Genomic DNA, 26650 nt, shown 5'->3' on the forward strand with positions numbered 1-26650 from the left:
GGTGATTCAATGAATAAACGATTTAGTATTGCTTTATTTCTTACTATTATTATGACAAATATTATTCTCTATTTCTTCTTACCATTAAGTATTGTTACGAAATGGGACTTTAATGGAACGCCTACATCAACAATGGATAAAAGCACTTTTGTAATCGTAAATATAATTATATGTTCCTTCTTATTCTTTGTATTTTTAGCTTTATCTAAAGCAGCGAGTAACCAGAAATTTCTCCATTGGATCGGCAACACAATGTTACTATTCTTATTTTTTGTCGATATTGTCATCGCCCTCATCGCTCTTGGCTTTTCACTTCCTCTTGATCATTTCATATTTTTAGCATTAGGGCTTTTATTTATATTAATAGGTTATTTCAGTTCCAAAATTGATACGACTAAATCAACCGTTTCATTAGAATGGAATGATAAATACCTTGAAAAAAGAGCTTCAAATATTAGTAGTATTTCAATGATGATAGCAGGTATTTTTTTAGCGATACTTCCTTTTATCGTTTCTGCTCCCTATAGAGGTTATGCTATACTAGCAATTCTTTTAGGAATGACGCTTATCATTCTGCCAAGTACGATTTATTTACTTATTAAAGACAGCAAGCAATCTACTCCTTTAAAAAAATAGGAGGTTATATCCCTCCTATTTCAGCTTAATGTTTTATTTTTCACTTTTTCTATCTCAACTAAAATCCCTTTCTCTATCCAACCCTCTACGCCATCTTTTTTAATTAAATCATATCCTGAACAGCTATCATCAATGAGAGAAACGATATCTCCCTTCCTAACGCTTATTTGCGCACAAGAAATATCGGTTTTCACTGTATATTCACCTGACTTAAGTTGTTTCATATATTCATTTTTTACAGTGAGCACATTATTCGTTTCCTTTTGTTTACATACGGTGTAATCTTGCATCTTCTCGATAGGCTCTATGTAATAATACGGATATGTCACTCCGCCCTGCATTTCTGAATTCGCATTAAAATCCGCTATTACTTCGTACTCTGGAAAATAGTCTACATATGTATAAGAAAACGTATCGCCCGTTTGTTTCCTCTGAATAATAAATACGTTTAATTGCCCTGCTTCTTTAATTGCATTTCCTCCATCAATTGCAATAATTTTTTTCTCCTTATCAATAACTGGATTATTAGACGGTGCTTCTTCAGAATAGTTCACGACAGGCCAATGACCGACTATTACATACTTATTTGCTTTATGTGATTGATTGAAAAACTCCGGCATTGCTATCGCATTTTTGCGCTCAGTTTCTTTCCAATCTACTCTATCTTCTAGACCGGCATGCACAAAAATATAATCTTCTGTTTCAATCGCCGTTGGCAACTCTGTTAGCCAATATAGTTCTTGTGAAAATTCACTTAACAATGCTTCTTTCACTTCACGAATTGAAGTGCCCTCATGAACTGAAAAACCCAATTGCTCTAGCCATTCATTAAAAATTGAATGCTTCCTCGTACATAAATAATTAATAAGACCAGGATTTTCATTTAGAAGAGCATCAACTAAAACTTCACAATTCCCTTCAACAACGTGAACCTTTGAATTGTTCTTTACAAGATTCATAACGTAGTTTACTACGCCTAGGCTATCTCGTCCTTTCTCGCAAAGATCTCCATTAATAATTAAATAATCTTCATCTTTAAAGTTAACTTTATGTAGTGCTTCTTTTAAAAGATTTAATTCTCCATGAATATCAGATATGACGATAACTCTAGCATCATTAGGGATTGATAGTTTCTTTATTTTTTTCAAGTATAAGCGCTCCAATCATCCTCTTTATTAAATTAAAACAATTCGACAAAATACACTATATAACCTTTTCAAATACATATACCATAACTTACAACCTATTTACGGTTTAATAATAACTTAAAAAATAAGAAGAAGCTGTTCCCAACTTTTGCAGGACAGCTTCTTCTTATTTTTTATAATTCTTTATAAAAAGAATAACTCACCTTATCATACCCTTCTCTTTCATAAAAACGATGAGCATCAATTCTTGAAAATGCTGACGTGAGGACGATAGACTCACATCCGTTTTCCTTTCCCCAGTTCTCTATATACGAAAGTAATACTTTCCCATGTCCTTTTGAACGATGTGCTTCTGCTGTTACAAGGTCATATACGAAAACGTGTTTCTTATTATAAAAGTTCGTACAAATCGCTACACCTGCAAGGCTAACAACTTCATCATTCTCATTACGCAGCGAAAATAGTTTATAATTTTCTTCTTTCATATTTCGAAATAAAGAGCTTGTTTCCTCTTTTGAAAGTTTCATTCGTAATTGCTGTAAAACAGGTAATACTTCATGTAATTGCTCTTCTGTTACTACTTCTTTAACATTCATTTTTAACTCTCCTCTAACTATTTATTTAATTTTCTAAATGTTATATCATTATTATAGAAAGTAACTACCCTTCACTTAAGTGACAGTTTAAGTGTTTTTTATAAGGCCAGTTTTAAAGGAGAGTTTTATATGGATTTTACTATCCCATTGCAATTACAAAGTAACACACCTATTTACTTGCAAATTTACGAATATATAAAAGCTGAAATTATACAAGGGACTATTTCTGTCGGCACACGTCTACCCTCACACAGAAATTTAGCATCACAACTTAATATTAGCCGCATTACTGTTGAATCAGCTTATCAACAATTATTAGCTGAAGGTTATGTAGAAAGTAAACCGAAACGTGGTATTTTTGTAGCAAATTTCGATATTGACGTTATCCCAAATAAAAAGCGAAATGCAGCAAAGAAGACGAGCAATTTGATAGACGAAAAATTTGAATATGATTGTAGCCAAGGACTTATTGATCAAAATGCATTTCCGATTACAAATTGGAAACGAGCATTACAAGAATCCATACTTACATACGAAAATGCACTATTTGCCAAAGAAGACCCTCAAGGTGAATTCGCTCTTCGAGAGCATATATCAACATATTTATATCATTCTCGCGGTGTCCATTCTTCACCTGATCAAATTGTGATTGGCGCCGGAACGCAGCCACTTCTCTGGCTGCTACTTCAACTGCTTGGCCCTACAAAAGAATACGGCATTGAAAACCCTGGATTTCACCGTATACACGCAATCATTAAAAGCTGTGATAGACAAATTCATCCCATACCATTGGATGAAAAAGGGATTGATATTTCTAGTTTATACAATACAAATTCCAATGTCGCATACGTTACACCATCACACCAGTTTCCGCTCGGGATTATTATGCCTTTATCTAGAAGATTAGAATTGTTAAAGTGGGCTAATAATTGCAGCGGATACATTATTGAAGATGACTATGACGGAGAGTTTCGCTACGCTGGTAAGCCGATTCCTTCTTTACAAAGTCTTGATTCAAATGAACGCGTTATTTATATGGGAACTTTCTCAAAATCTTTTTTACCTTCTTTACGAATGGGATATGTTGTTTTACCACCACACCTTTTAAAAACATATCAAGAACTGCATGGAATTTTCAAACAAACAGTCGCTACAATACAACAACTTGCTTTTGCTAACTTTATACAAAGCGGGAATTGGGAACGTCACCTTAATCGGAGTCGTACACTATATAAAAGAAAACATCATGCGTTAGTAAAATCCATTATGAAAGAAATGGGGGCTAATGTTCAAATTCTTGGCGAACAGTCCGGACTTCATATTGTTTTATGTGTCCATAACAGTATGAATGAAAATGAACTGATTGAATCCGCTAAAAAACAAAGCGTTAAATTATACCCACTTTCTCCATATGATTTCGTGAATGATTTACGTAAGGAATCATACGTATTACTCGGCTTTGGTAGTATTCCAGAAAATAAAATTGAAACGTTGGCTACATTATTAAAAGACGCTTGGTTTCCTAGTTGCAAGGAAACTTTTTAACAGTGGATTTAACTTGTAACATGTTAACAATTCAACAAAATAAAAAAGAAGGCTGTCCAAAATAACTTTTTGGACAGCCTTCTTCTAGTTATTCACCTGACCTAGCTTTCCTTCCCGGACGTTTCACACCAGTCGTTTCTGTTGAATAGGAAGCTTCGATTATAGCGGCTGGATCTACAGAGAGAACGAGATCTTTCATTTTCGGATAAATGAATCGGTTTGTAATGCAATAAATGATTCTCTTATGCTCCCCTAAAAAACCACCTTCTCCATGTAGATACGTAACAGATAGTTGTAATTCTTTCATAAGTAAATCGCCTATTTCTTTATTCTTACCAGAAATAATCATAACGCTCTTACCTTGATTAATACCATCTAATATAAAATCAATCATCTTCGTAACAATATAGAAAATTGCTAATGAGAACATCGCTTGTTCGATTGAAAATAAAATGGCAACAAAGATGAAAATAACTGCATTTACTGCAAGTAAAAATGTACTAATCGGTACATTAAAGTGTTTATTCATCCAAACTGCTAACATTTCCGAACCGTCAATTGCTCCACCCATTTTAACAACAATCCCAACACCAATTCCAAACAGTACTCCACCATAAAGTACAATTAATAACTCAGAAGTCGTAATTGCTGGAAAGGGTTTTAAATAAATTAATCCGAGTGTTGTAACTACATTCGCATAAGATGTACGGATAAAAAATTTCTTTCCCATTACTTTTGCAGTAAATAATAAAATTGGGATATTAATTCCTAAGAACACACCATAAAGCGGCAATCCTGCAACTTTATTTGCCATAATAGCAATAGCCGTTACCCCGCCATCTACTAATCCATTAGGTGCTAAAATAAGCTCTAATGAACCTGCTACTATAATTGAGCCAATTGTTAATAATACGTATTCAAATACTTTCTTCATTCATTACCCCCAAAACTTATATATTTTCTTAGTATTATTTTAACGTAATTTTACTACTAATTCAAAGGTATCGATTTATATACACAAAAGTTTCTCCTTTATCGCTATTTTTATGTAACACATGTAACGCGTAATACTAAAAACACACTTACAAATTAAAAGTAAGTGTGTTTTTAACATCTATTTAATCTTTACGTACGGCTTCATTTTTAATTTGAATATTTCCTCAACTGCCCTTTGATATCCACCGGCATTTCTAAGCGACTCTCCCACTTTACGACTATTCTCCTTAAACGTCACATCATCCATTACTTTCTTTACAGTCTCACGTAATAATTCAGAAGTTAACTCGTTGCGATTAAGTCTTATTCCTGCCCCTACTTCAGTCAATCGTTTTGCAACGAATGGCTGATCTCCTGTTACCGGAATTACAACTAATGGAACACCGTAATATAACGCTTCACTCGAACTATTCATACCACCATGTGTCACGAATACATCAGCATGCTGTAAAACTTCTAATTGCGGGACATAATTATACAACTTAAAGTTTTTCGGGATATTTTCAAATTGACTTATATTTATCTTCTTACCAACGACTAATACGACTGTCGCATCAACATCTTTAAACGCTTCAAAACATTTTTCATACAAAGCAGGTTGTTCATTAAAAACTGTTCCCATAGAAATGAAAATCACTTTTTCATTTTTTAAATCTTCGGTAGGAAAACTCCCCACTTCTTTTCGAGTAGCAATTGATGGACCTACAAATTTATACGATTCATCAAATACCTCTGAACGTGGCTGATATTCTTTTGAAGTATATACAATCGTAATATCACCAGGATGGTTCATAATATCATACATACTATTACATTTCATTCCATACTGCTTATTCCATCTTTCCATTCCCGCTAAACAAGATTGATATAATGGATCCATTTCATCTACTTGTCTTGATTCTTGCTCATCATGAAAATTAATGTACTGATTAACAGCAAACGTTGTACAGGATGAAACGCTTGGTAATTGTAAAATATTCGCTATAATACGTCCTACTGGAAAATGATTATCATATATTAAATAATCATATTTTTCCTCTTTTGTTTCTTCTACAATTTGAGTAACAATACGCTCTGATGCTTCAATCATATGAGATAGCATCGTCAAAGGGCTCCCACCTTCATTTACTCGTTCCATAATATTAATTTGAGAGAGAAAATTCTCAAACACTCGGAATTCCGCACCTGTTGCTTCAACCTTCTTTCTATAATCTTCAATACAATAAGAAACAACTGTTTCCCCTCGCTGAATTAACTCACTTACAACAGCTAAAGTCGGATTAATATGACCTTCCCCAGGAAAATTTATTACGAGTACATTTGCCATAACATTCTCTCCTATCCAATTAATATAATAAAATTAACAATTAATTATATTAATTAATTTAAGTCTATTATAAATGAATGCATTCTACTTCTTCATGCTTTTCTCTTCATTTTATTATTGAGAAATATTTTCTATAGTCTACATTATTGTGATTCACAATCTTATAAATGAATGCTTAATTTTACTTTTACTCTTCATAGATTTAAAGATACGAGTCTTACATTCAAGTATTACCACCATTATTTTTAGACAATTCATACAAAAATAGAGAAATATAATATTTTTAATGAGTTTTCACTATAAATGTAAGTATGCTGTCTATCTTTTTATCTTTATCCTCATAACACATCATCTGTTATATAATGAATTTATGGAATTTACAGAAAAAGGAGTCTTTTCATGTTACAACAACTATTCAATTCACCTATTCTATCCGTTCAAGCCTTGCACCCAGGTTATGAAGATCATGCAAGTGATGTTTTTCTCGTTCAAACAGAAGATACAGAAGTTATCGTTCGTGCTTCTAAAATGAATGAAGAACCAAATAATGATTTTTGGTGGGGATGTAAAAATCTATTTGGAATTGATCCAAGGAACGTCCATCATTTAGAAACTGTACATACATTGCTGCAAGAACATACGAATCTTCCTATCCCAACAATATTAGAAAAACATGTTTTAAATAGCCGTGAATTTGTGGTGGTCGAAAAGTTAGTAGGTAACACAGTTCAATCTTTGATCGAGCAACCAGATTCTATTTTATTCAGCCTAGGAAAAGGACTTGCAGAAATACATAAATTTAAAGCCGATTTCATAGGAAATCCGTCAGGCACGTTCCAAGTTCCACTAGATGAATTCCAATCACATATTTTAAACGTGAGTAAAGAGCTTGTGAATATGTTTTATTCCGATGATGAAAGCATAAAAAATGCATTCCCTACCTTTGAATCACAACTTTCTTCCCTGTCCGTACCAAAGGAATCTACACTCGTCTTAATTGATATGGATCCTACTCAATTTTTATCTGACGGTACAACTATTACGGGTTTAGTAGATAGTGAAGCTTACGCTGTTGCTCCGCGAGAACTTGATTTTATCGGACTAGAATATGTACTTACCGAAAAAGAAGCGCATGCCTTTAAAAGTGGTTACGAAACAATTATGTCTATTCCTCAATTAGAAGAATATAGACAGCCTTATCGTTATTTATACCGACTGTTATCTGTGCAAGGTAATGTGGAATTAAAGAAATGGTTAAGTCACCCATCCTATTTTTAAATACAAATGAGAGGGAGTATACAATGGATATTCAGAAAAAGCGTTATGTAACAGAAAGTGAAATACAGCAAATGAAGGATTTGGCTTATATTTGTGGGCAACAAGACAATCTTGATTACTCTTCAGATTTACATATCAACTTTTTAAAAAATCGAAATGAAGATTATATAAACGATTTTCTTCTTTATAACGGTACTCAATTAATTGGCGCTTTAAATATGTATGATTTCGAAAGACCAACAAAGCTTGAACTAATAGGCTTTGTACATCCTCATTTTAGAAAACAACGTTTCGGAACTATCCTTTTACAAACTGCAATGAAAGAAATACAAAATAGAGAGACAGATGAAGCTCTTCTTATTATTAATGGGGATTCTATTTCTGGGAATGAATTTGTAAAACATATGAAGTTACCATATTTATATAGTGAATATAGTATGGAGTTCAAAACAAACGAAATTCAAAAAACAACAGATAATAATATACAGCTTACTCTTGCACCTTCAGAATCACTTCTTGATCTTATTGAAATTTCTAGTAAAGCTTTTGGTGATTCAGTAGAAAATACGGCTACATGGTTACAAAAAATGATGAATTCATCTTCCCATCAAGTTTACAGTGCCCTTATTGCTGGAAAAGTGATAGGAACAATTACAGTTTCTAAACAAGAGCAATCTACTACACTATCAGGATTCGCCGTTCATCCTTCTTATCAAGGTAAAGGATACGGAAAAGATATTCTTTGTAATATAGTACATACTCTTATTACAGAAGGAGTTTCAACAATTGAGTTAGACGTCGAAACGAAAAATATCCACGCTTTAAAACTATATACACAATGTGGTTTTGAAATTAACACGAGGCATGACTATTATAATTTAATTAATTTTTAGGTGAATACATATGTTAAAAAAACAATTTATTCTAATTATGATATTTTAGCAGACATCTATAATAAACATTGGGGACATTTTGTTTAATACTCCTATCCAGCCTCGTTTTACAAGATGCTCTTCCCTACTCTCGTATATTAGATCTTTGTTGCGGGACTGGTCATCTCTGCCGGTGATAGTTTAATTTAGTTGAACTAAAAAGTGTGTTTCACAAAGTTTACTCCGTATTACATAACGAGGGTATATTCGCATTTGATATGAATAAAAAAATAAAAAAACTGAATCGAAATGATTCAGTTTTTTCTTAATATATTTACAACTGCAGTTGTTTCGTCATTTTCTTTATAGACACGCGGAATTCTTCTATCTAGCATACATGTAACTTCATAGTTTATTGTACCTAACATATCCGCTATTTCTTCTACTGCGATATTTTCTTCACCTTGTTTACCGTAGAATACTACTTCGTCTCCTACTTGTACTGGCATCGCTTTTGAAACATCCAACATTAACTGATCCATACAAACACGGCCAATAACAGGTACTCGAACCCCATTAATTAACGCATAGCCTTTATTAGATAATTGACGATTATAACCATCAGCATAACCAATTGGTACAGTCGCAATCCATTCTTCACCAGTTGTTACATACGTATTCCCATAACTTACACCACGATTCTTCTTCGCATGTTTAATATGAGCTACTTTTGATTTTAACGACAACGCAGGCTGTAAAGAAACGACTGAATGATCCACTTCTTTTGATGGATACATACCGTACACTCCTATTCCAACGCGTACCATATTTTGAAATGTGTTACTTAATTCCATTGATCCCGCACTATTTGAACTATGAATATATGGTATTTGAATTCCTAATTCTTTCGCTGTATTAACAGCTTTTTCAAATAAACTTGTTTGCATATTCGTATATGATTTATCGATTTCATCTGCCGTAGAGTAATGCGTAAACATCCCTACTACCTCTACATACTCCATACGGTTTAATTCTTCTAAAAATGGTTTAACTTCTTCTTCTTGTAAACCGATACGACTCATTCCTGTATCAATTTTCACTTGAATTTGTACTTTCTTTTGAAGACGGTTTGCAATTTCATTTATACCATGTAAATCTTCTACTCTATAAACAGTCATCATAACGTCATATTGAATTACATCTTCTACAGCCGCTACTGGTGTGTATCCTAAAATTAAAATTGGTACAGTAATTCCTGCTTCTCTTAATTCTATTGCTTCATCTACAAATGCAACTGCAAGTTGATGTATTCCCGCTTCAATTGCAGCTTTGGCAACTTCAACTGCCCCATGGCCATACCCATTCGCTTTTACAGCAGCCATCATCTTAATTTCTTCATCATTTACATGTTTTTTAAATTCTTTTACATTATGTTTTACAGCATTTAAGTCAATTTCTACAATTGTATCTCTTCCATATTTCAAACTCATTGGTCTAACTCCTAACTCAATAATTGCATTCCATTCTATTTCACGTTTCATATGACCTTTTACAATATAATACTTTTCATTATGCTAGTCAAACTACTAGAATTTTCGGAATTTTGAGTATGATATAATATCCTCAAGAAACTATTATATACGGAGACGAGGAGAATTACAATGTTTGTTCAATCTGCATTGCATCAACTAAAAGTTGCTATTGATACTTCTATTTATATGCTTAACCAATATAGTGAAAACGATTTAAAAATACAACCGATTCACTCAAAACGATCATTATTTGAAATGTGTGCACATCTTTCTCTTATTTGTCATGCTGATTTACTCATTTTAAATGGTATTTCAGAAAAAGAATTACATACCTTTTATATAGAACATACACCCGTAACAGTTGCTCACATGCAACAAACGATGATTGAAGGATACAACCTTCTCTCTAAAACATTTCTTTCCTACTCCCAAATAGAATTAGCAAAAGTTATGACTGCCTATTGGGGGATTTCTTATTCGCGCTTTGAATGGTTACTTGAAATCGTTGCACACTTTTATCATCATCGTGGACAAATTCATATTTTATTATGCGAGCATATGAAAGATCCTCGCATTCCTTTATTTGAGTGATTTTCCACTCATTCATTAATTAGCTACAAAACCAATAAAAAGTATCATTCCTAATAAAATAAATGTTTGAGCATAACCTCCTATTTTCATAAGATAAATAGAAATGATAGGTCCTATACTAGTACCTAAAAATAAAATAAAAGTATATTCCCCTTGCTTTCCCTCCTAATTGACCTCCAAGAGAAACTAAAGACGGAACGGATATAGCAATACCTATTACAAAACAGACACTCATCATTACAAGTAGAGATAGATCCGAAACAAAGCCCATTGAACTTAGACTAAAAATAACAATCAACAATCCTCCTTGAAGAACTTTCCTTACTTCAAACCTCTTTGTTAAAAGACCTGCAAGTGGTGACAGCAACATACCAAACAGCCCTGCTAAGCGAAAATAAAGGATTTGTTCTGCAGTTAAATTGTAAGTAGGAGAGCTCAAATAATTCCCTAAAACAGTATACATATTAACAAAAGCCATTATTAAAACAGGATTTTTCACACTGACTAACTATTAGTTTTAAATAATTCGCAACTTCTTTAAGGCATAAGAAATTCCGCCTTCACTCGCCTTCGTTGTAACGAAATCAGCCCTTCTCTTCAACTCCTCTCCACCATTTCCCATCGCAACTCCTAATCCTACATACTGCAACATCTCAATATCATTTCCACCATCGCCAAAAGCAATGGCTTCTAATTTACTAATGTTTAAATGTTCCAATACTTTTTGAATTGCAGTTAGCTTCGATACTTTACTATCTTCCAATACATTTATAACGTAACCATGAAAACGCTCAAACGTAAGTGCTGGATATCTTTCAATGAATTTTTGAGCTTCTGTATCATCAGCATACAGACATATGCAATACATCTCATCTGATAAGTTTCTAACTTTGTCAGGATACCGCTCTAAATTTAAAGTTTCATTTAACGCCCGCATGACACGTTCATCTTTGGAAGCAATATTATTCATTGCAAATTCTTCTGTAAAGTAAGAAACACTGTGACCATGTAATTCAGCAAAATTTGAAATATCATGAACGATTTCGCTTGAAAGTACTGATTTATGTATAACTTCTTTCCCACATTTTATATGTGCACCATTTGCTGAAATAAACGTATTTATACCTAGTTCCTTAAATTGTGAGCATAAACTATACGGTCTTCCAGTTGTAACAACTACGTGAATTCCTTTATCTATTAACCTTCGTATCGCTTCTTTTGTACTTTCGTGCATGCTTCTATCAATCTCACTTAATAACGTACCGTCAACATCGAAAAATACAACTTTGTACATAAGTCTTTACATCCCGTCCAAATGATTCGTATCATTAATGAAATGCACCGTTTTTTGTTCACCCTCAATTTCAATTAAACTTATTCCCGTATCTCCCATTTTGAAATAGTAGTCCATTGAAATTGGCATTTTGAAAAATGCACGTAATAGACTATTAATTACGCCTCCATGGGCAACAATTGCAATTCGATCATATGTATTCTCTATCATAATTTTAGAAAAGATTCCTTCTATTCTCATTCGAAACTCAATAAATGATTCTCCGTTTTCAAAACGGTCATGAAGAAACTTTGGCTCTGGATATTTCTTTGCTTCTTCAAATGATAAGCCTGCTTGCACTCCATTATTAAACTCCATTAATTCCTCTTCTAATTGAATTGGACAACCAATTGCTTCTGCTAATATTTCACCCGTTTCACGAGCGCGTTTTAATGTGCTTGCCCAAATGAAATCTGGCGCAAAATCTTTTTTCACTTTCTGTACAAGTCTTTGTACTTGTTGTCTCCCTTTGTCAGTTAACTCAAAATCAGCTCGACCTTCATGCACATGTAAAATATCAGCTTCTGATTCTCCGTGGCGTATTAGTAGTATTTGCATGTTTCTCTCTCCCTTTATTTAACATTCATAAAATTCCATTATATCACTTTTTAAGATTCCAAAATAAAAAAGGAACGGTCTCCCGTCCCTCATCCATTCACTTTTTCCGCATCATTCCAATAATATTTACTAAACGCTTCTGTTAACACATCAATTGTGTTATATAATTCATCTAACGTATTATCAACACCACCAACTTCAATTAACATCGCATTTTTCGATAAATCTTGGTTATAAACGCCATTTCCATCTTTTTTATACTTTGGAAAAATCCCTCTACTTAATCCGTAGTAGTTTTCATCTAAATAACTATTGATCGCTCTTGCAATTTTTTCATTTTCAGCACGGCCTTCATTTTCCATCCCAATTATAAAATATAATCTTGCATACGATTTTCCGTTAATTACTTTTGTTGTTACTTTCTTACGCTGATCGTCACGGTGTATATCAATTGGAAACGCAATTTTATTATTTTGTGCTAATGCTTCTTTTACATATTCATGAGACGCTTTATATGATTGCGGCCATTTCCATTTTTTACTCGCTAATAAATCACCCATATTCGTTTTATCGTGAACTACCGGAATTCCTTGTCCTTCAAGTTGCTCTTTCATACGTTTCCCTAGTAAGGACACATTTACATCTGGACTTGATGGATCCGTAGCCCCTGGTAATAATGGAAAGAAGGATTCCCAGCTATGTGTATGATAAATATATACTGCACTTTCACCTTTTTTCGCTCCGTTCTTTTTCTGAACCGGATTATTCTTTTCCGCTTCTGTAACTTTATCTTTTGCTACTTCCCGTTCTTTCGTTACTTCTTCAATCGGTACACTAGATTCATTTGGGATATTCGTCAAGTTTGTTCCTTCCCCAGCTACGATAATATTAGAATAATACTTTGACATACCAGGTACTTCTTTACCGACGAATGTTCTTAAATCTTTAATTTTCAAATCTGTCGCAATAGAGAACATTAAATTTCCAACTGACTCTCTTTTATTCTTCTTAAAATAATCAAATCCGTAATAGCGATTCTCACTTTCTATCATTTGAACAAAACCTTGCATCGATACTTTTCCAAACCATTGATTTGCATAATTCGATTTCATTGTATGTAAAAATGACGTCAAAATCGACGCTATCATAATTACTATTAGCGCATATAAAAGGAGTAACGAAATCAGTTTCTTCCCATGTATTCGAGTTGCATACTTTTTCACTGCATCACCTTCTTTATACATGGATATGTACAAGCTTTTCGGAATATACGCAAAAAAAGAGAAATGGTATCCCATTTCTCTTCCTCACTTTTATTGTTCTTTTCCTGTATCATTTGAAGGTAGTTTCTTCACTTGTTTTTCTTTAAATATTTCTCCAATTGCCCCAAGAGTACCAAGTGTTTCAATTGCATTAGACGGAATAAAGACTTTATTTGCTGGTCCTTTTGCAACTTCAGCTAATGATTCAAATGATTTGTAAGCAAGTATACGCTCATCCAAATTCGCTTCACGAAGCAATTCAATACGATTTTGTTCTGCTTTTGCAATTTCTTCAATTGCCCTTGCTTCCCCTTGCGCTTCTAATTCTTTTGCTTCTTTTATACCTTCAGCTTCGCGAATACGCGCTTCTTTATCCCCTTCAGCCATCAAGATTTTACTTTGCTTTTCCCCTTCAGCACGAAGGACTTTATCTTGTTTTGCTGCTTCAGCTTCTAAAATAATCGCACGTTTATTACGCTCAGCCTTCATTTGTTTTTCCATTGATGCTTGCACATCTTTTGGCGGGTTAATATCAACAACTTCGACACGTTCAATACGTACGCCCCATTTTTCTGTTGCTTCATCAAGCGCTAAGCGGATTTCTGTTGAAATTTTTTCACGACCAGATAACGTTTCATCCAGTTCCATTTTACCGATAATTTGACGCATCGTTGCTGAAGTAATATTACGAACACCATATTCATAGTTTGAAATACCATATGTCGCAAGTTCTGGTTCAACAATTTGATAGAAAATAATAGTATCAATTTCTACTTGAACATTATCTTTCGTAATTACCTTTTGCGGTGGTACATTCGTTTGTTGAATACGTAAGTCATGATATACACGAACACGATCTACAATTGGTATTAAAATATTTAACCCTGGGTGCATGATACGTTGAAACTTACCAAATCTTTCAACAACCCCAACTTTTTGCTGAGGAATAATTTTAATTGTTAATGCGATAAATGTAACTACAATTAGTGCGAATATAATCGTTAACGTTAATGCTACCATATTTATTCACTCTCCTTTTTCACTTGTAATATAGTACTATGCCTCTTTATAACAACGACTTTTTCTCCAGCATCAATTGAAGAATCTGCAATAGCTGTCCAAGTATCTCCATCCACTTTCACAATACCATTCGCTTCATTTGTAATCGCTTGCATAACAATCCCTTTTTTACCAACAAGCATATCTACTGTATCAGTAAAACCTTTTGCTTCTCGAAAGTTTTTTGAAATTCTTTTCGTAAAGAATGTCAAAGTTAAACTCACAATTGCACCAACAGTAACTTGTAACAGTAGTGCATCAGGAGCAAACAAAGCAATAAGACCTCCGACAACAGCTCCAATTCCAAGCCAAAGCATGTAAAATGTAATCGACAACATTTCTGCGATAAATAAAATACCAGCTATTATAAACCAAATTACCCAAGCAGCCATATGCAACCCTCACTTTCTTTCTCATTTTCTATATGTATATGAAGAAAAGAATGGTTTATCCGCCCTTTCTTACACTTGGGCGTTTGCTACAAGCTATTGTACATACTCACTGTTACAATGATCATTAATATAATACTATATCAATATATTCTTCATTATACATGAAAATCCCTTTCAAAAAGTGACAAAAAATTAAATTCTTTAAAAATTTTAATTTTTAAATTACAATTATTCTAATTACTAAATACTATTTTTTATAGAGGTGATAATCTTATTGAGAAACCTGTCACTAATCTACTATTTAGGTTCCAAAATATGCATTACTCTCGCTGACATCGTATATGTAATGATTATTACAACTCATATTTATATAGCAACTAAATCAGCTACTATTACTGCTCTTTTTCCATTATTACAAGTTATCACAAATCTAATTGCTAACATCTCTGCACCACTTATAATAAATCGTTTTCCATCTTATACGCTGTTATATACCCTCCAATGGCTGAAAACAGTCTTTTTACTATTATTAATGATTTTGTTCCCGGTCTTATCCACAAACATTATAGCTCTATTAACTTTTATTTTTGTCATTTCATTATGTAGTGGGTGGGGTGCTCCGTTATTATACGGTATTCTCCCGCGCCTTACACCGAAAGAAAAATTAGTAAAAGTAAATAGTATCTTTTCCTTTTCAACACAAATTGTGCAAGCCGTTGCTTATTCATTTACGAGTATTGTCGTTCTTCTCATTGGCGCTACTTCTACACTCATGATTAATAACATTTTAATGATTTTCGGATGCATTGCATTACATTTTTCATTACGTTCCATACATACTGAAAGAATAGCAGATTCTCCCTCTTCCAAAAGTACTGTTTTATTGGAAGGTTGGAAACTCCTATTTCAAAATCCTTCTCTCCGTACCGTTACATATATGGACTTAATCGAAACTTTCGCAGGGACAATATGGATTGGTGCTATTACGATGGCATACGTTACGACTATCCTTCATAAGGGCGAAGAATGGTGGGGATATATTAATACAAGTTATTATGTTGGCACGTTAATCGGTGGTCTATTAGCCTGGAAAATGAGTTCCTATATTCAAAACAATTTAATACGATCTATGTCGATTGGCTCTCTTATGTTTAGTATTCTTACATTTTTATACGGTATGACAAGCAGCGGATTTATTGCGCTTTTTCTATGTGTTCTAATGGGACCATGTTATCAAATTAGAGATATTTCCCAAACGACTGTTTTACAATCAAGTGTCGCCCCTGCTTTATTATCCAAAATGTATACAGCACATGGTGCACTTCTTTCAACAGCCTCTGGACTATCTATGCTTAGCATTGGCATTATTACTGATATGTTCGGTGTTCGTACAATTTATATCATCGCTTCTATTCTTATTTTATGTTCCGCTTGTTTATCTTTTAGTTTATTAAAATATCATAAGACAGAGCAGAACGATATTTCACTTTAATCACTAAAACAAAGAGGACAGGGATTCCTGTCCTCTTTGTTTATTCTATTCATGATAAGTTGGGGATTTTTCTATGCTTTGTCGCTTGTTCAAAAGCATAAGCTAATTTAATTAATATCCCTTCACTAAAGGCAGTGCTTGCAATGGTAATTCCAAAAGGCCTCCCGCTTTCCATATACCCTGCTGGTATTGCTATAGACGGATAACCCGCTTTTGCACATATAGTAGAACCTATATAGGAAGGAAACAGTATCGCATCAAGATTATATTTTTCCAATGCAAAATCAATGCCTTGTTCTTGAGAAAAATATATATCTTCTAATCTCGCATTTAAATATTCTGGATTTCGTAACGTATTAGGAAAATCTTTTCTTCCCTCTAACTTAGTTTGTCCATATTTTAAAGCTCTTTCTGCTATGTTTTTATTAAACTCCATTAACTCCGAAATAGAATGTACCGGGATAGTAGAAGGTAATTTAGAAAGATAGTTATCTAAACTATGCTTCAGCTCATAAAGCGGAACTCCCCAGCTCCATTCTCTATGAAAAGAAGGAATATCAATATTTTCTACTACTGTCGCTCCTTCATTACGTAATACTTGAATCGTTTCCTTAAACAAGATTTCATCATACTCACCATTTTCGTAATAATCTTTTGGTGCATCGTTAAACACACCAATCTTCGCTCCATTTAAACCATTTGCATCAAGGTAAGATGTATAATCCCGATATGCCCTATTTTCACTTTTTCGAGTAACTACATCTTTCTCATCCACTCCAGTTAAACTCCCTAGCAAAATAGCAGCATCTGTTACCGTTCTAGCAAATGGTCCAGCTGTATCTTGTGAATAAGTAAATGGAATAATTCCCCTACGACTAATTAAACCGACAGTCGGTTTAATACCTACTACAGAATTTTGAACAGCGGGGCTCAAAATAGAAGCATCGGTTTCTGTCCCAACAGATACTACTGTAAAGTTAGCAGCAACTGCTATCGCAGATCCTGTACTAGATCCGCCAACAAACATATGATCCTTGCCCGTTCCGTATGGATTGATTGTTTGACCACCTCTTGCACTATATCCAGCCCACATTTCAAAAGACATTGCATTTGCTAATTCTGTCATATTCGTTTTTCCAATTATCACTGCCCCTGCTTCTCGCAGTTTAGTAACAAGAAATGCATCTTCACTGCTTATATTTTGTTCTAGAGCTATTGTACCTGCACTTGTATGCATGGAGTCATTCGTTTCAATATTATCCTTAAGCAAAACAGGTATTCCATGCAATGGTCCCCTTACGCCTTTTGTCTTTCTTTCATAATCTAACGCTTCTGCAATAAAAATAGCATCTGGATTGATTTCTAAAATTGAATTGATTTTCGGTCCGTCTTGATCATACTTTGCGATTCTATAGAGATAATACATTACTAGCTCTTTTGAAGTTAACTTTCCAGATTCCATTTCATTTTGAATATCTTGAATTGTTAATTCCTTTTTTAAGATTGGATTAAACTGAATTTCCATTTATATTCTCCCTTATATGAACTTTTTTAGCGTATAACCCTTAATTTTTCAATTTTTCACCTCAACACATCCTAAATTAATATCCCTTTAAAGAAATTCAATATCCTTATTTAAACACCTTTAATTTCCCGAAAAATAAAAATAGTCTGAAACGCATTAACCTTCGCTTCAGACTCTTACATTACTGTGCGTATACTTCATCTAACAAATGTAAAAACTCACCTTGTTTCCCAGCTAATTCAGGGCATTTTGCAATATCAACCCATTCGTAACAAAATACTAATCCTTTATCTTCCTCACCAGCACTTACAATATGTTCCCAAGTATCCTTTACATCTGTTAGTAAAGTTACATGAAAAAAGTGGCGTTTTTCATATTCCTGTTTTTCTTTCATATGTATGATGTAATCTGCTAAAAAACGTTCTATGCATAAATGACGCAATCCGGATTCTTCCTGTACTTCACGCAATATAGCCGCTTCTAACGTTTCACCTTCATTAACCGTTCCTCCTGGCACTTGAATACCAGCTTCATGTATATCACGATGTTTAAAAACAAGTAATTGCATAACCCCCTCTTTTTCTCTTGTAATATATGCATGTACTTTTTTCTTATATAACATCGTCATTATACGTCTCTCCCCTCAATCATTTACTCTGTTACTTCTTCAAGCGTCAGTTGATTATCATACAAATATGTAGCTTGTGGATTTCCCACATACCTTACGTGCCATGGTTCATACCGATAACCCGTAATCGTTTCTTTCGCTTTTGTGTATCGAACAACAAAACCAAATTTATGGGCATTTTCAGAAAGCCACTGACCTTCTTTCGTTTCCCCAAAAACCGTCTCTAACTGAAATTTAGCAGATTGAGACGTAATATCCATAGCTAGTCCAGTTTGATGCTCACTTGTGCCAGGAACCGCGCTAGACATTGCTGTTTTTGCTTCCCCGTCTTGTTTTTTATACATCGTATTTAATGCTTTTTGTCGATCAAAAGATCTAAATCCAGAAACTGCAAAAAGAAAAATACGCTCGTTGTCAGCCTGCTGAAACATATCCTCAAGCGCCCTCGCTGCCTCTTTTCTCATCTTTTTCTTTTCTTGATCACCTTCACTAGAGTAGCGCACTTTCGGAATAACTAAATCTGGCGGTCTATACCCATCTGGTAAACGCCTACTTTTATTTACAAGTACAAGCATTGAATTCGGATTATTAATTACCGCAATATCCCCATCCATATTAGCAATCGTTTCTTTCGCTTTCGGAAATATGCTATTTACACTTACTTCCCGCGCCTGCTTATCCTTATACATTTTATAATTGATTCCTGCTACTCCAATAATAATTATTGCAGCTACAATACCAAGTAGTGCCCATCTTTTTTTCATATAACGACCTCTTATTTTAATAATTTGGCCATTTCATACTCATCGATGCCCTTTCCATCGATAATAAGAGCAGCTTTTTTGACACCTTCTTTCTCAAATCCAGCTTTTTTATATAGTGCCTGAGCTCTTGTATTGTGGGCCATTACTGTTAATTCTAAACGCCATACATCATGTAATTTTGCCCACTTCTCAACCTCTTTAAACAATCTCGTCCCAATACCTCGCCCGCTATACTCTTGCAAAATACCAATTACAATGCTTGCCACATGCCTCTTTCTTTGAATGTTATTTCCATTCACTAATATAAAACCTACTATTCTCTCATCTTCAACTGCTACAAATATTGTTGCATATTCATTTTCCATAAATCGATGGATCATTTTTTCTTGTTGCTCAGCTGTAGTTTTCCTTTCTCCTGGTTCATATAGCATAAACTTCGTTTCTTCATCTAATTGCTTACTTAATTGCAAAAATGATGCTGCATCTTCTATTTCGATTTCCCTAATCACTTCAATCACCCTACCAGTTTCATAATAAAAAGTTTTCCTTATAAAAAGATTTTCTCTACTTTCCCGAAAATTCCTTTGTAAATCTCCTACTATAAATTGACAAATTTCGATATTACTATAACAACGACAAATTATGTCTATTCTGTGACGTCTCACCATTACAAAGAAAAAACGCAAGCATTACACTTACGTTTTTTCAAGATTGAAGTGCGCTAATAATTATCGATAGATGTCCTGGCTAATTCACGTTTCACTTTATCCATTCACTTTTTCTGCCTGCCAAAAATATTCACCAAATGCTTTAGCAAGTGCATCAATTGATCGATTCAATTCTTCCTCTGTATTATCTACACCGCCAACTTCAATTAATATTGCTTGTCCTGATAGGTCTTGATTATAGATTCCATTTCCTGTCTGGAACCCTTTTTGAATGACCCCACGGCTCACTCCTGGATATTTCTTATTAATCGCCTCATGTAAAGCTGTCGCTAATTGTAAGTTTTTTTCATAGTTTTTATTTCCTTTCCCTACTACAAATGCAAGCTTTGCATATGACTTATCTCCAATTGTTTTTGTCGTTACATTCTTTCGGGCACTATCACGATGCAAATCAAAAAAGTATTGAAGATCTTTATTTCCAGCCATAGCTTGCTGCACAATTTCTCGTGACATTTTATACGAACTATTACTGTTTAAACCTTTACTTATTAACTTTTGACCAACATCACTCTTATCGTTAGTAGCTCCAATCCCTTCACCTTCTAGTTGTTCACGGAAACGATCTCCTAATATAGAAATATTCGATACAGAACTCGTTGCTTTATTCGGATTCGGGTCATTCGTTAAGTTAAGTAAAGGTAAATAAGATTCCCAGCTATGTGTATGATAAATAAACGCAACTTGTCTCTTCCCAGTCGTTTGGGACGGCTGTTTTTTCTCTTTACTCGTATCTTGTTTAGGTACTTGTCCAGTTCCACTAGTCCGTTCCTTCACCACTTCTTCAAGAGGAACACTCGACTCTATCGGTAAGTTAGAATAATTTGTACCCTCACCCGCAATAACAATTTCTGTATCGTACTTACCAAACCCCGGGAGCTCTTTCCCGACGAAACTGCGTACATCATTAAAGCGAATATTTGTAGCCATAGAAAAGAGAAAAGAAGAAATTGAAAAATCTTGATTCAAATTTCGATACTCCTGTGTAAAATAATGATTCTCTTTTCCAAGTACATACATGTAACCATTCATCGATAACTCATTTAACCAATTATATAAATACGTTGACTTTGTCTCTTTCATAGAGGTTACCATCATACTAATAAGAAAAAAAGTCGCTAGCATTGTAGTAATAACAAATAAAACTAACTTACGCATACTTGTAAACTTCATAAAAAAAAAGCCCCGATTCATACTATCACCTCTCTATTTCAAGTTATGTACAAGCCCTAGAGAATAGACCGTTAAAATTTCGGCTATATTGTTAATGAGGTGAAATGAATTGAAGCTATTAATAGGAATATTACCAATTGCTCTATCATTCATTTTTTATTTGTCCGCTAAGCAACCAAAAATCGCTATTGTGCTACATATTTCTGCGTACTTGGCACTGTATGTACTCGGTATAATTATTTCCATTAATATATACGATGTTTTAATACAAGATTTAGTTTTCATGACGAGCATTCATGGAATTTTACTGAATCCATTTTTCCTTATTGCAGGAGCGTATATAGGAACATACACTTTGTACCTACTTTTGTCTCACATTATTATGAAAATAAAAAATGGAGCGTAATGAAATGCAACCACCATTTATCTGTCATACATGCAAAAAAAGAATTGTGAGAAAGAAAGACCTTATTACAGCCACATGGTACTTCCGCTTTTATTTATTTCACAGTGATTGTTTTAAACGACAGCAAGTGTTTATCTCACGATTTCTCCCTGTGAATACACTTTTCAATTTCTTTCTTATTATATATGGACTTATTTTTGGCAGTATTCTTATGATTACAGAACCATCTATTATTTGGCTGACTTTCTTTTTTCCCATTTTTTATCGGTTTCTTTCTTATTATTATGTTGAACGTTTTTTCTCTACAGAACGCGTAGACTGACCTCTCGGAATACTTAAACATTCCCACTCATTTTCTTTTAACATCTTCCCAATGTAAATAATCTGACCAATATGCAATGCATAATGAGCAATTTGCCTTTCAATTGCTTGCATGACAGTATGTGCTTCACCGCGAATGTATACCGTCTTCAATAAGTGTTCCGGCGTTAAAGTATTCATCGTATTAAAAACATATTTCCATCCTTCTTGCCAAGCTATAAGGGTTTCTTCTTTTGAGTGATAGCATCCTTCAAATTCACCATCTCGATTACGATCTGTTTTTTCACCATCAGACGTTAAAAAATCCGTCCATCTAGAACGCATATTACCGTGAAGATGCTTAATAATAATCGCTATACTATTTGTTTCTTCATGAGAAGACCATTGTATTTGTTCATATGATAATTGAGAAAGTGCCCGCTCCCCTTGTTTCTTTGTTGCTTTAAAGTTCGAAATCGCACATTGCAAATATTCTCGTCCGATATCCATATTAGCCCCTACCTTCACCCTAGCTAATTTTTGTTCCATTTGGCAATTTCATATTAGGCTGAAGTAACACAACATCATCAGCTTCAGGAACACCACCAAGCACAAGCACTTCTGATTTGAATCCAGCTACACGCTTTGGTGGAAAGTTTACAACAGCAACGATTTGTTGACCGATTAAATCTTCTGGACTATACCTTTTCGTAATTTGAGCACTTGACTGCTTTATCCCGATTTCTCCAAAATCTATTGCTAGTTTAATCGCTGGTACTCTCGCTTCTTTAAATTCCTCTGCATGTATTACAGTTCCAATTCTCAAATCCAAATTTAAAAAATCTTCAAAATTAGCCATTTATCATCCCCCCCAATTATTACTTAGACAAAATACAAAAATCCCCTTCAAAAAAAGAAAGGTGCCTAAGCACCTTTCTTTTGTAATTCACTTGATTCATTTGATTTATAGAAGAAGAAACCGAGAATCCCGCCAATACATGATGGAATTAACCATCCGATTCCTTCGTTATATAACGGTAACATTTGTAGTACATTAGAAATCGCGTCAATTTTAATTTTCGCACTTTCTAAACCGTTAAAGAAACTAATTAACAATGCACCTAAAATAGCTCCAATATAAATTGTATTACGCTTCCCAATCCACTTATGGAAATACGAAAGTACAATTAATACGATTGCAACTGGATAAATGATCATTAACACAGGTAATGTTACTGCGATTAATTGTGTTAAACCTAGGTTAGATACAATTAAACTAAATACACATACCATTGTTACAATCGTTTTATGCGAAAGTTTTGGGAATAAGTTTGTAAAGAAACCCGCACACGCAGATGTTAACCCAACAGAAGTTGTTAAACAAGCGAGTATAATAACAAGCCCTAATAAAATTTTACCACTCGTCCCATATAGCTCATTTACAACATTCGTTAAAATAAGACCACCGTTTTCTGAGATACCAAGTGATGTACTTGTTGAACCAAGATAAGCAAGTGATAAATAAATTAACGTTAAACCAAGTACAGCAATAATACCTGATACTACTGTTATTTTTGCAATTTGACTACTCTCTTTTATCCCTTTAGAGCGGATAACTTGTACAACGACAATTCCGAATACGAGCGCGCTAATTGCATCCATCGTTAAATATCCTTGAATAAATCCACCAAAGAAAGCATTTTCTTTGTAAGCAGCTAACGGCGCAGCTGGCTCTCCAATTGGATCAATAATTGCCTTTCCGACAATAACAGCCACAATTAATACTAATAATGGTGTAAGAAACTTTCCGAACCAATCCACTAATTTAGATGGATTTAATGATAAATACCACGTTATTCCGAAGAAAACTATCGTGAAAAGAAATAGCATGTACCACTCTGAAACCATTGCCTCTGATAAAAAAGGCTTCATACCCATTTCAAACGAAACAGCTCCAGTACGAGGAATCGCGAAAAATGGTCCAATTGCTAAATAACTAATCAATGGGAAAATAAACGCAAATATAGGGTGGACTCTAGAAGATAGCGCTTTCAAGTCCCCCTCTACAAACGCGACAGCTGTTACAGCTAGTAGGGGTAATCCGACTCCCGTTACAAGGAATCCTATTGTAGCAATCCAAACATTCTCTCCTGCTTGTTGACCTAAAACTGGCGGAAAAATTAAATTTCCTGCTCCTAAAAATAATGCAAATAGCATTAAACCAATTGCTACCGTATCACCTGGCCTTAAACGTCCCTTCATGCTCTTCATTTGCATAGCACTTTTTCATTGTTTATCTCTATATTTTACAATATGCTATGCATCCTCCTCTCTGCTCAAGATGATAAAATATGCCCCTTACAAAGCAGTGTCTTTCTCCATAATTTCTCCATTCCCCTTATTTTTACTCTAATCATTAATATAATTATTATTTTAATTTTTGATTTTTTTGAATTTTTAAATCATTAGAGTGTTATTACGTGGAGTATAGTTGTCAGACCTCTTTGTTTTTATCACACATATAGTAACATATTTAGTTGCAAAATAAAAACATATTTTCAAATTGATTTTTTTGAAAATCGAAATTATCTACATTTTTTATTCTCTTACACAAATATTGTTATAATCTCACCTATTATTCGATCGTTATTTTCAAATAACTTTATACACGTAACATACAAAAGCCATCTAATATAATTTAGATGGCTTTTGTATGTTACTCTATCGTTTCAACTTCGCGTGGATTTTTCATCTCTTCCACATACACAACTCTAAATCCGTGATCTTCTAAATCTTTCAATAATGTCTCTAATTCACCGTCGTTAAACTCTTCTCCTAATGTAAACATAATTCTACGAACTAATAAGGCATCATTATCAAAAGTCATCAAACTTTGAATACCAGTGTATTTCTTTAAAACTGTCGATAACTTTTGGATTGCTCCATTATAGTCTTGCGTTCCAATCATGACAGAGTATTTACTAGAGTGAACACCCCATGCATCCTCTAATAACTCAAAAACTTTTTTATGCGTTAAAATTCCAAGGAAAACCCCTTTTTCATCAACTACTGATAAATAAGGCAATTTTTTTATTGTAAAAAATACTTTAAAGAAAGATGAATCTTCTCTCACAAATCCTTCTTTATCGTTTAATAATTGTATTACACTCTCATCAAGTGATCCTTTATATTCTAAAATATCTACTTTATATATATTCCCTAAAAATTTCTCTTTTTTTTCATCTAAAACTGGTACACAACGATACCCCGTTTTATTTAAATGCTCTAACGCTTCCCCTATCGTAATCGAACTTGAGCACAGTAAAACTTCCCTTTTCGGCACGTAATTCCCTTTAATCCTCATAAAAAGCCTCCTTATGTTAAAATACTTTCTGTGCCATAACTATATTATATTTTCAGAAAAAAATAAATAATTTATTTTATTTTTCTGAAAATTATTCATTTTCTTGTCATAATTTATTCATGAATCCTTCACTTGCATATTTTTGCTATCAAATCTTCTCTCTGAATTACTGAATGAAAAATATATTGTAACTTCTTTCAAAAAAAGCTAAAATAAGAATAAGAATTTTCTGAATATTCTAAGAGTAGGTGGTTATATGTCCTTATTACGCTCACATATATGTAAATTTATAATTGGTATTATTGTTATTTTTTCCATAAGTCCTATTCCAGCTCTTTTTATTACACACAATTATTCTTATCAAAATGGATTTATTAGCATTTTTCAAAACTTCGCACAGCTTTCTTCTATATCAATTCCAAAGGTTGATTGGATGCATGAATCTATCTTTTTCTCAGCAAACCAAATGATACATACTTCTAATCATTCAACACCATTATTCCCTTACATATGGGAAATATATTTTATATCGATTGTTCGTTTTACTTTTACCCTTGCGATCGGATTTTTCATAAGTTTGGGTATCGGCCATTTATTTTTCAAAGTACCTAACTCGTTTAAAAAGTTTACTACTGTATTGAAATGGATTCCTTACTCTTTTTGTACTGTGGTATTACAATGTTCAGTCTTATTACTACTTCTATACGTCGCACAATTTATAAACCTTCCTTACTACTCATCATTTATCATCGTATGTAGTACTTCCATGATTATCGTTATGCAAGCAGTAAAAAAATGGATTCCTTTCTTAAAAAACACAAATGAATATGAAATAAAACATGATTCTTTTCTTGTGGATACATTGTTTTTGGCGCTTACTTCGAATCATAAATCAATTTTAGGTTCCATTATTCTTTCATTCGTTTTTATGGAATGCGTTTTTCATGCAAATGGACTGTTACAATTTATCGTTCAATTTGGCGGAAATTCACCCATAATTGTTACAATCGGCTTATTACTACTCTATATCCCATATAGCATACTTTCTTTCCTTCAAACACTATGGACCACAAACTACTCCAAGCAACAGTCATACACTTTAACGAGAAGTGTTCCGAAACCTTAATTTAAAATAACCCTCTATAATC

29 protein-coding genes and 1 pseudogene are annotated in these 26650 nt (G+C 33.6%); 10 read left to right on the forward strand and 20 right to left on the reverse strand.

The window, feature by feature from the left end; translation table 11 throughout:
* Positions 1 to 9 precede the first annotated feature (9 nt).
* On the forward strand, positions 10 to 636 hold the full coding sequence (locus ACTFR8_RS04200) for a DUF1648 domain-containing protein (protein ID WP_001042099.1): 627 nt from the start codon (positions 10 to 12) through the stop codon (positions 634 to 636).
* 20 nt (positions 637 to 656) lie between these two features.
* Here the strand turns inward: ACTFR8_RS04200 and ACTFR8_RS04205 are convergent, their stop codons facing one another.
* Both ACTFR8_RS04205 and ACTFR8_RS04210 read right to left on the reverse strand, forming a co-directional pair.
* The gene (locus tag ACTFR8_RS04205) at positions 657 to 1784 is read right to left on the reverse strand and encodes a metallophosphoesterase (RefSeq protein WP_030025422.1); all 1128 of its coding nucleotides are present in this window, start codon (positions 1782 to 1784) and stop codon (positions 657 to 659) included.
* Between the two features lie 173 nt (positions 1785 to 1957).
* Entirely contained in the window at positions 1958 to 2380 is a 423-nt protein-coding gene (locus tag ACTFR8_RS04210) for a GNAT family N-acetyltransferase (protein ID WP_001101112.1), read from the reverse strand.
* A gap of 129 nt (positions 2381 to 2509) precedes the next feature.
* On the opposite strand from ACTFR8_RS04210, the gene pdxR reads away from it, so the two are divergent.
* Positions 2510 to 3925: a MocR-like pyridoxine biosynthesis transcription factor PdxR gene (gene pdxR / locus ACTFR8_RS04215; protein WP_000348039.1), complete on the forward strand. Its 1416-nt coding sequence runs from the start codon at positions 2510 to 2512 to the stop codon at positions 3923 to 3925.
* An 88-nt stretch (positions 3926 to 4013) separates the two neighbouring features.
* Here the strand turns inward: pdxR and ACTFR8_RS04220 are convergent, their stop codons facing one another.
* Both ACTFR8_RS04220 and ACTFR8_RS04225 read right to left on the reverse strand, forming a co-directional pair.
* Positions 4014 to 4859, reverse strand: a complete 846-nt coding sequence (locus ACTFR8_RS04220; protein WP_000755125.1) for a YitT family protein — start codon at positions 4857 to 4859, stop codon at positions 4014 to 4016.
* Between the two features lie 180 nt (positions 4860 to 5039).
* Entirely contained in the window at positions 5040 to 6248 is a 1209-nt protein-coding gene (locus tag ACTFR8_RS04225) for a macrolide family glycosyltransferase (protein ID WP_000024492.1), read from the reverse strand.
* 399 nt (positions 6249 to 6647) lie between these two features.
* On the opposite strand from ACTFR8_RS04225, the gene ACTFR8_RS04230 reads away from it, so the two are divergent.
* From ACTFR8_RS04230 to ACTFR8_RS04240, 3 genes and pseudogenes are all read left to right on the forward strand, one after another.
* Positions 6648 to 7526 (forward strand): hypothetical protein, encoded by an 879-nt coding sequence (locus ACTFR8_RS04230; RefSeq protein ID WP_000941376.1) that lies wholly within the window; start codon positions 6648 to 6650, stop codon positions 7524 to 7526.
* A gap of 23 nt (positions 7527 to 7549) precedes the next feature.
* Positions 7550 to 8419, forward strand: coding sequence for a GNAT family N-acetyltransferase (locus tag ACTFR8_RS04235; protein WP_000354431.1), 870 nt, complete (start codon positions 7550 to 7552; stop codon positions 8417 to 8419).
* A pseudogene (locus ACTFR8_RS04240) lies at positions 8420 to 8682 on the forward strand (class I SAM-dependent methyltransferase); the annotation flags it as partial. It abuts the gene before it with no gap.
* 30 nt (positions 8683 to 8712) lie between these two features.
* Here ACTFR8_RS04240 and alr read toward each other — a convergent pair.
* The gene (gene alr / locus ACTFR8_RS04245; protein WP_021727885.1) at positions 8713 to 9888 is read right to left on the reverse strand and encodes an alanine racemase; all 1176 of its coding nucleotides are present in this window, start codon (positions 9886 to 9888) and stop codon (positions 8713 to 8715) included.
* A gap of 171 nt (positions 9889 to 10059) precedes the next feature.
* Between alr and ACTFR8_RS04250 the strand changes: the two genes are divergently transcribed.
* The gene (locus ACTFR8_RS04250) at positions 10060 to 10521 is read left to right on the forward strand and encodes a DinB family protein (protein WP_000498004.1); all 462 of its coding nucleotides are present in this window, start codon (positions 10060 to 10062) and stop codon (positions 10519 to 10521) included.
* A 118-nt stretch (positions 10522 to 10639) separates the two neighbouring features.
* Here the strand turns inward: ACTFR8_RS04250 and ACTFR8_RS04255 are convergent, their stop codons facing one another.
* The 6 genes from ACTFR8_RS04255 to ACTFR8_RS04280 all read right to left on the reverse strand — a co-directional run bounded on the left by ACTFR8_RS04255 (position 10640) and on the right by ACTFR8_RS04280 (position 15125).
* Positions 10640 to 10999 carry a hypothetical protein gene (locus ACTFR8_RS04255; protein ID WP_003284084.1) on the reverse strand — a complete coding sequence of 120 codons (360 nt, stop codon included), beginning with the start codon at positions 10997 to 10999 and terminating at the stop codon, positions 10640 to 10642.
* A gap of 39 nt (positions 11000 to 11038) precedes the next feature.
* Positions 11039 to 11815, reverse strand: coding sequence for a Cof-type HAD-IIB family hydrolase (locus ACTFR8_RS04260; RefSeq protein ID WP_000278964.1), 777 nt, complete (start codon positions 11813 to 11815; stop codon positions 11039 to 11041).
* 6 nt (positions 11816 to 11821) lie between these two features.
* Positions 11822 to 12412 carry a histidine phosphatase family protein gene (locus ACTFR8_RS04265; protein ID WP_001166433.1) on the reverse strand — a complete coding sequence of 197 codons (591 nt, stop codon included), beginning with the start codon at positions 12410 to 12412 and terminating at the stop codon, positions 11822 to 11824.
* 89 nt (positions 12413 to 12501) lie between these two features.
* Positions 12502 to 13710 carry a stage II sporulation protein P gene (gene spoIIP, locus ACTFR8_RS04270; RefSeq protein ID WP_002098533.1) on the reverse strand — a complete coding sequence of 403 codons (1209 nt, stop codon included), beginning with the start codon at positions 13708 to 13710 and terminating at the stop codon, positions 12502 to 12504.
* A gap of 15 nt (positions 13711 to 13725) precedes the next feature.
* Positions 13726 to 14694 (reverse strand): SPFH domain-containing protein, encoded by a 969-nt coding sequence (locus tag ACTFR8_RS04275; RefSeq protein WP_000226253.1) that lies wholly within the window; start codon positions 14692 to 14694, stop codon positions 13726 to 13728.
* 2 nt (positions 14695 to 14696) lie between these two features.
* Complete coding sequence (locus ACTFR8_RS04280) at positions 14697 to 15125, reverse strand: NfeD family protein (RefSeq protein ID WP_000741974.1); 429 nt, start codon at positions 15123 to 15125, stop codon at positions 14697 to 14699.
* A 274-nt stretch (positions 15126 to 15399) separates the two neighbouring features.
* On the opposite strand from ACTFR8_RS04280, the gene ACTFR8_RS04285 reads away from it, so the two are divergent.
* Complete coding sequence (locus tag ACTFR8_RS04285) at positions 15400 to 16617, forward strand: MFS transporter (RefSeq protein WP_001245222.1); 1218 nt, start codon at positions 15400 to 15402, stop codon at positions 16615 to 16617.
* Between the two features lie 49 nt (positions 16618 to 16666).
* On the opposite strand, the gene ACTFR8_RS04290 is transcribed toward ACTFR8_RS04285, so the two are convergent.
* The 5 genes from ACTFR8_RS04290 to spoIIP (ACTFR8_RS04310) all read right to left on the reverse strand — a co-directional run bounded on the left by ACTFR8_RS04290 (position 16667) and on the right by spoIIP (ACTFR8_RS04310) (position 21453).
* Positions 16667 to 18142, reverse strand: a complete 1476-nt coding sequence (locus ACTFR8_RS04290; protein ID WP_000405398.1) for an amidase family protein — start codon at positions 18140 to 18142, stop codon at positions 16667 to 16669.
* Between the two features lie 181 nt (positions 18143 to 18323).
* Positions 18324 to 18770 (reverse strand): NUDIX hydrolase, encoded by a 447-nt coding sequence (locus ACTFR8_RS04295; protein ID WP_000178289.1) that lies wholly within the window; start codon positions 18768 to 18770, stop codon positions 18324 to 18326.
* A gap of 23 nt (positions 18771 to 18793) precedes the next feature.
* Positions 18794 to 19534 (reverse strand): M15 family metallopeptidase, encoded by a 741-nt coding sequence (locus ACTFR8_RS04300; RefSeq protein WP_000747647.1) that lies wholly within the window; start codon positions 19532 to 19534, stop codon positions 18794 to 18796.
* Between the two features lie 11 nt (positions 19535 to 19545).
* Positions 19546 to 20043, reverse strand: coding sequence for a GNAT family N-acetyltransferase (locus ACTFR8_RS04305; protein ID WP_000617574.1), 498 nt, complete (start codon positions 20041 to 20043; stop codon positions 19546 to 19548).
* A gap of 255 nt (positions 20044 to 20298) precedes the next feature.
* Positions 20299 to 21453: a stage II sporulation protein P gene (spoIIP, locus tag ACTFR8_RS04310; RefSeq protein ID WP_001079280.1), complete on the reverse strand. Its 1155-nt coding sequence runs from the start codon at positions 21451 to 21453 to the stop codon at positions 20299 to 20301.
* An 88-nt stretch (positions 21454 to 21541) separates the two neighbouring features.
* On the opposite strand from spoIIP (ACTFR8_RS04310), the gene ACTFR8_RS04315 reads away from it, so the two are divergent.
* A complete protein-coding gene (locus tag ACTFR8_RS04315) occupies positions 21542 to 21838 on the forward strand; it encodes a hypothetical protein (protein ID WP_000770734.1) in 297 nt (98 codons plus the stop codon).
* 4 nt (positions 21839 to 21842) lie between these two features.
* Complete coding sequence (locus ACTFR8_RS04320) at positions 21843 to 22160, forward strand: hypothetical protein (RefSeq protein WP_002098535.1); 318 nt, start codon at positions 21843 to 21845, stop codon at positions 22158 to 22160.
* On the opposite strand, the gene ACTFR8_RS04325 is transcribed toward ACTFR8_RS04320, so the two are convergent.
* The 4 genes from ACTFR8_RS04325 to cbpA form a co-directional block, all read right to left on the reverse strand.
* Positions 22121 to 22687 carry a DUF1572 domain-containing protein gene (locus ACTFR8_RS04325; protein WP_000435829.1) on the reverse strand — a complete coding sequence of 189 codons (567 nt, stop codon included), beginning with the start codon at positions 22685 to 22687 and terminating at the stop codon, positions 22121 to 22123. The two genes, ACTFR8_RS04320 and ACTFR8_RS04325, sit on opposite strands and share 40 nt — an antisense overlap.
* A complete protein-coding gene (csaA, locus tag ACTFR8_RS04330) occupies positions 22668 to 22997 on the reverse strand; it encodes a chaperone CsaA (protein WP_001263016.1) in 330 nt (109 codons plus the stop codon). The genes ACTFR8_RS04325 and csaA overlap by 20 nt, the downstream gene beginning before the upstream one ends.
* A 65-nt stretch (positions 22998 to 23062) precedes the next feature.
* Positions 23063 to 24400 (reverse strand): branched-chain amino acid transport system II carrier protein BrnQ4, encoded by a 1338-nt coding sequence (gene brnQ4, locus ACTFR8_RS04335; protein WP_011110049.1) that lies wholly within the window; start codon positions 24398 to 24400, stop codon positions 23063 to 23065.
* Between the two features lie 454 nt (positions 24401 to 24854).
* Positions 24855 to 25502 (reverse strand): cyclic di-AMP binding protein CbpA, encoded by a 648-nt coding sequence (cbpA, locus tag ACTFR8_RS04340; RefSeq protein ID WP_001220526.1) that lies wholly within the window; start codon positions 25500 to 25502, stop codon positions 24855 to 24857.
* A gap of 256 nt (positions 25503 to 25758) precedes the next feature.
* On the opposite strand from cbpA, the gene ACTFR8_RS04345 reads away from it, so the two are divergent.
* A complete protein-coding gene (locus ACTFR8_RS04345; RefSeq protein WP_000055263.1) occupies positions 25759 to 26628 on the forward strand; it encodes a hypothetical protein in 870 nt (289 codons plus the stop codon).
* The last annotated feature ends 22 nt before the right edge of the window (positions 26629 to 26650 follow it).

Source organism: Bacillus cereus group sp. MYBK15-3 (assembly GCF_051916765.1).
In the GTDB taxonomy this organism is placed as follows: Bacteria; Bacillota; Bacilli; order Bacillales; family Bacillaceae_G; genus Bacillus_A; species Bacillus_A cereus.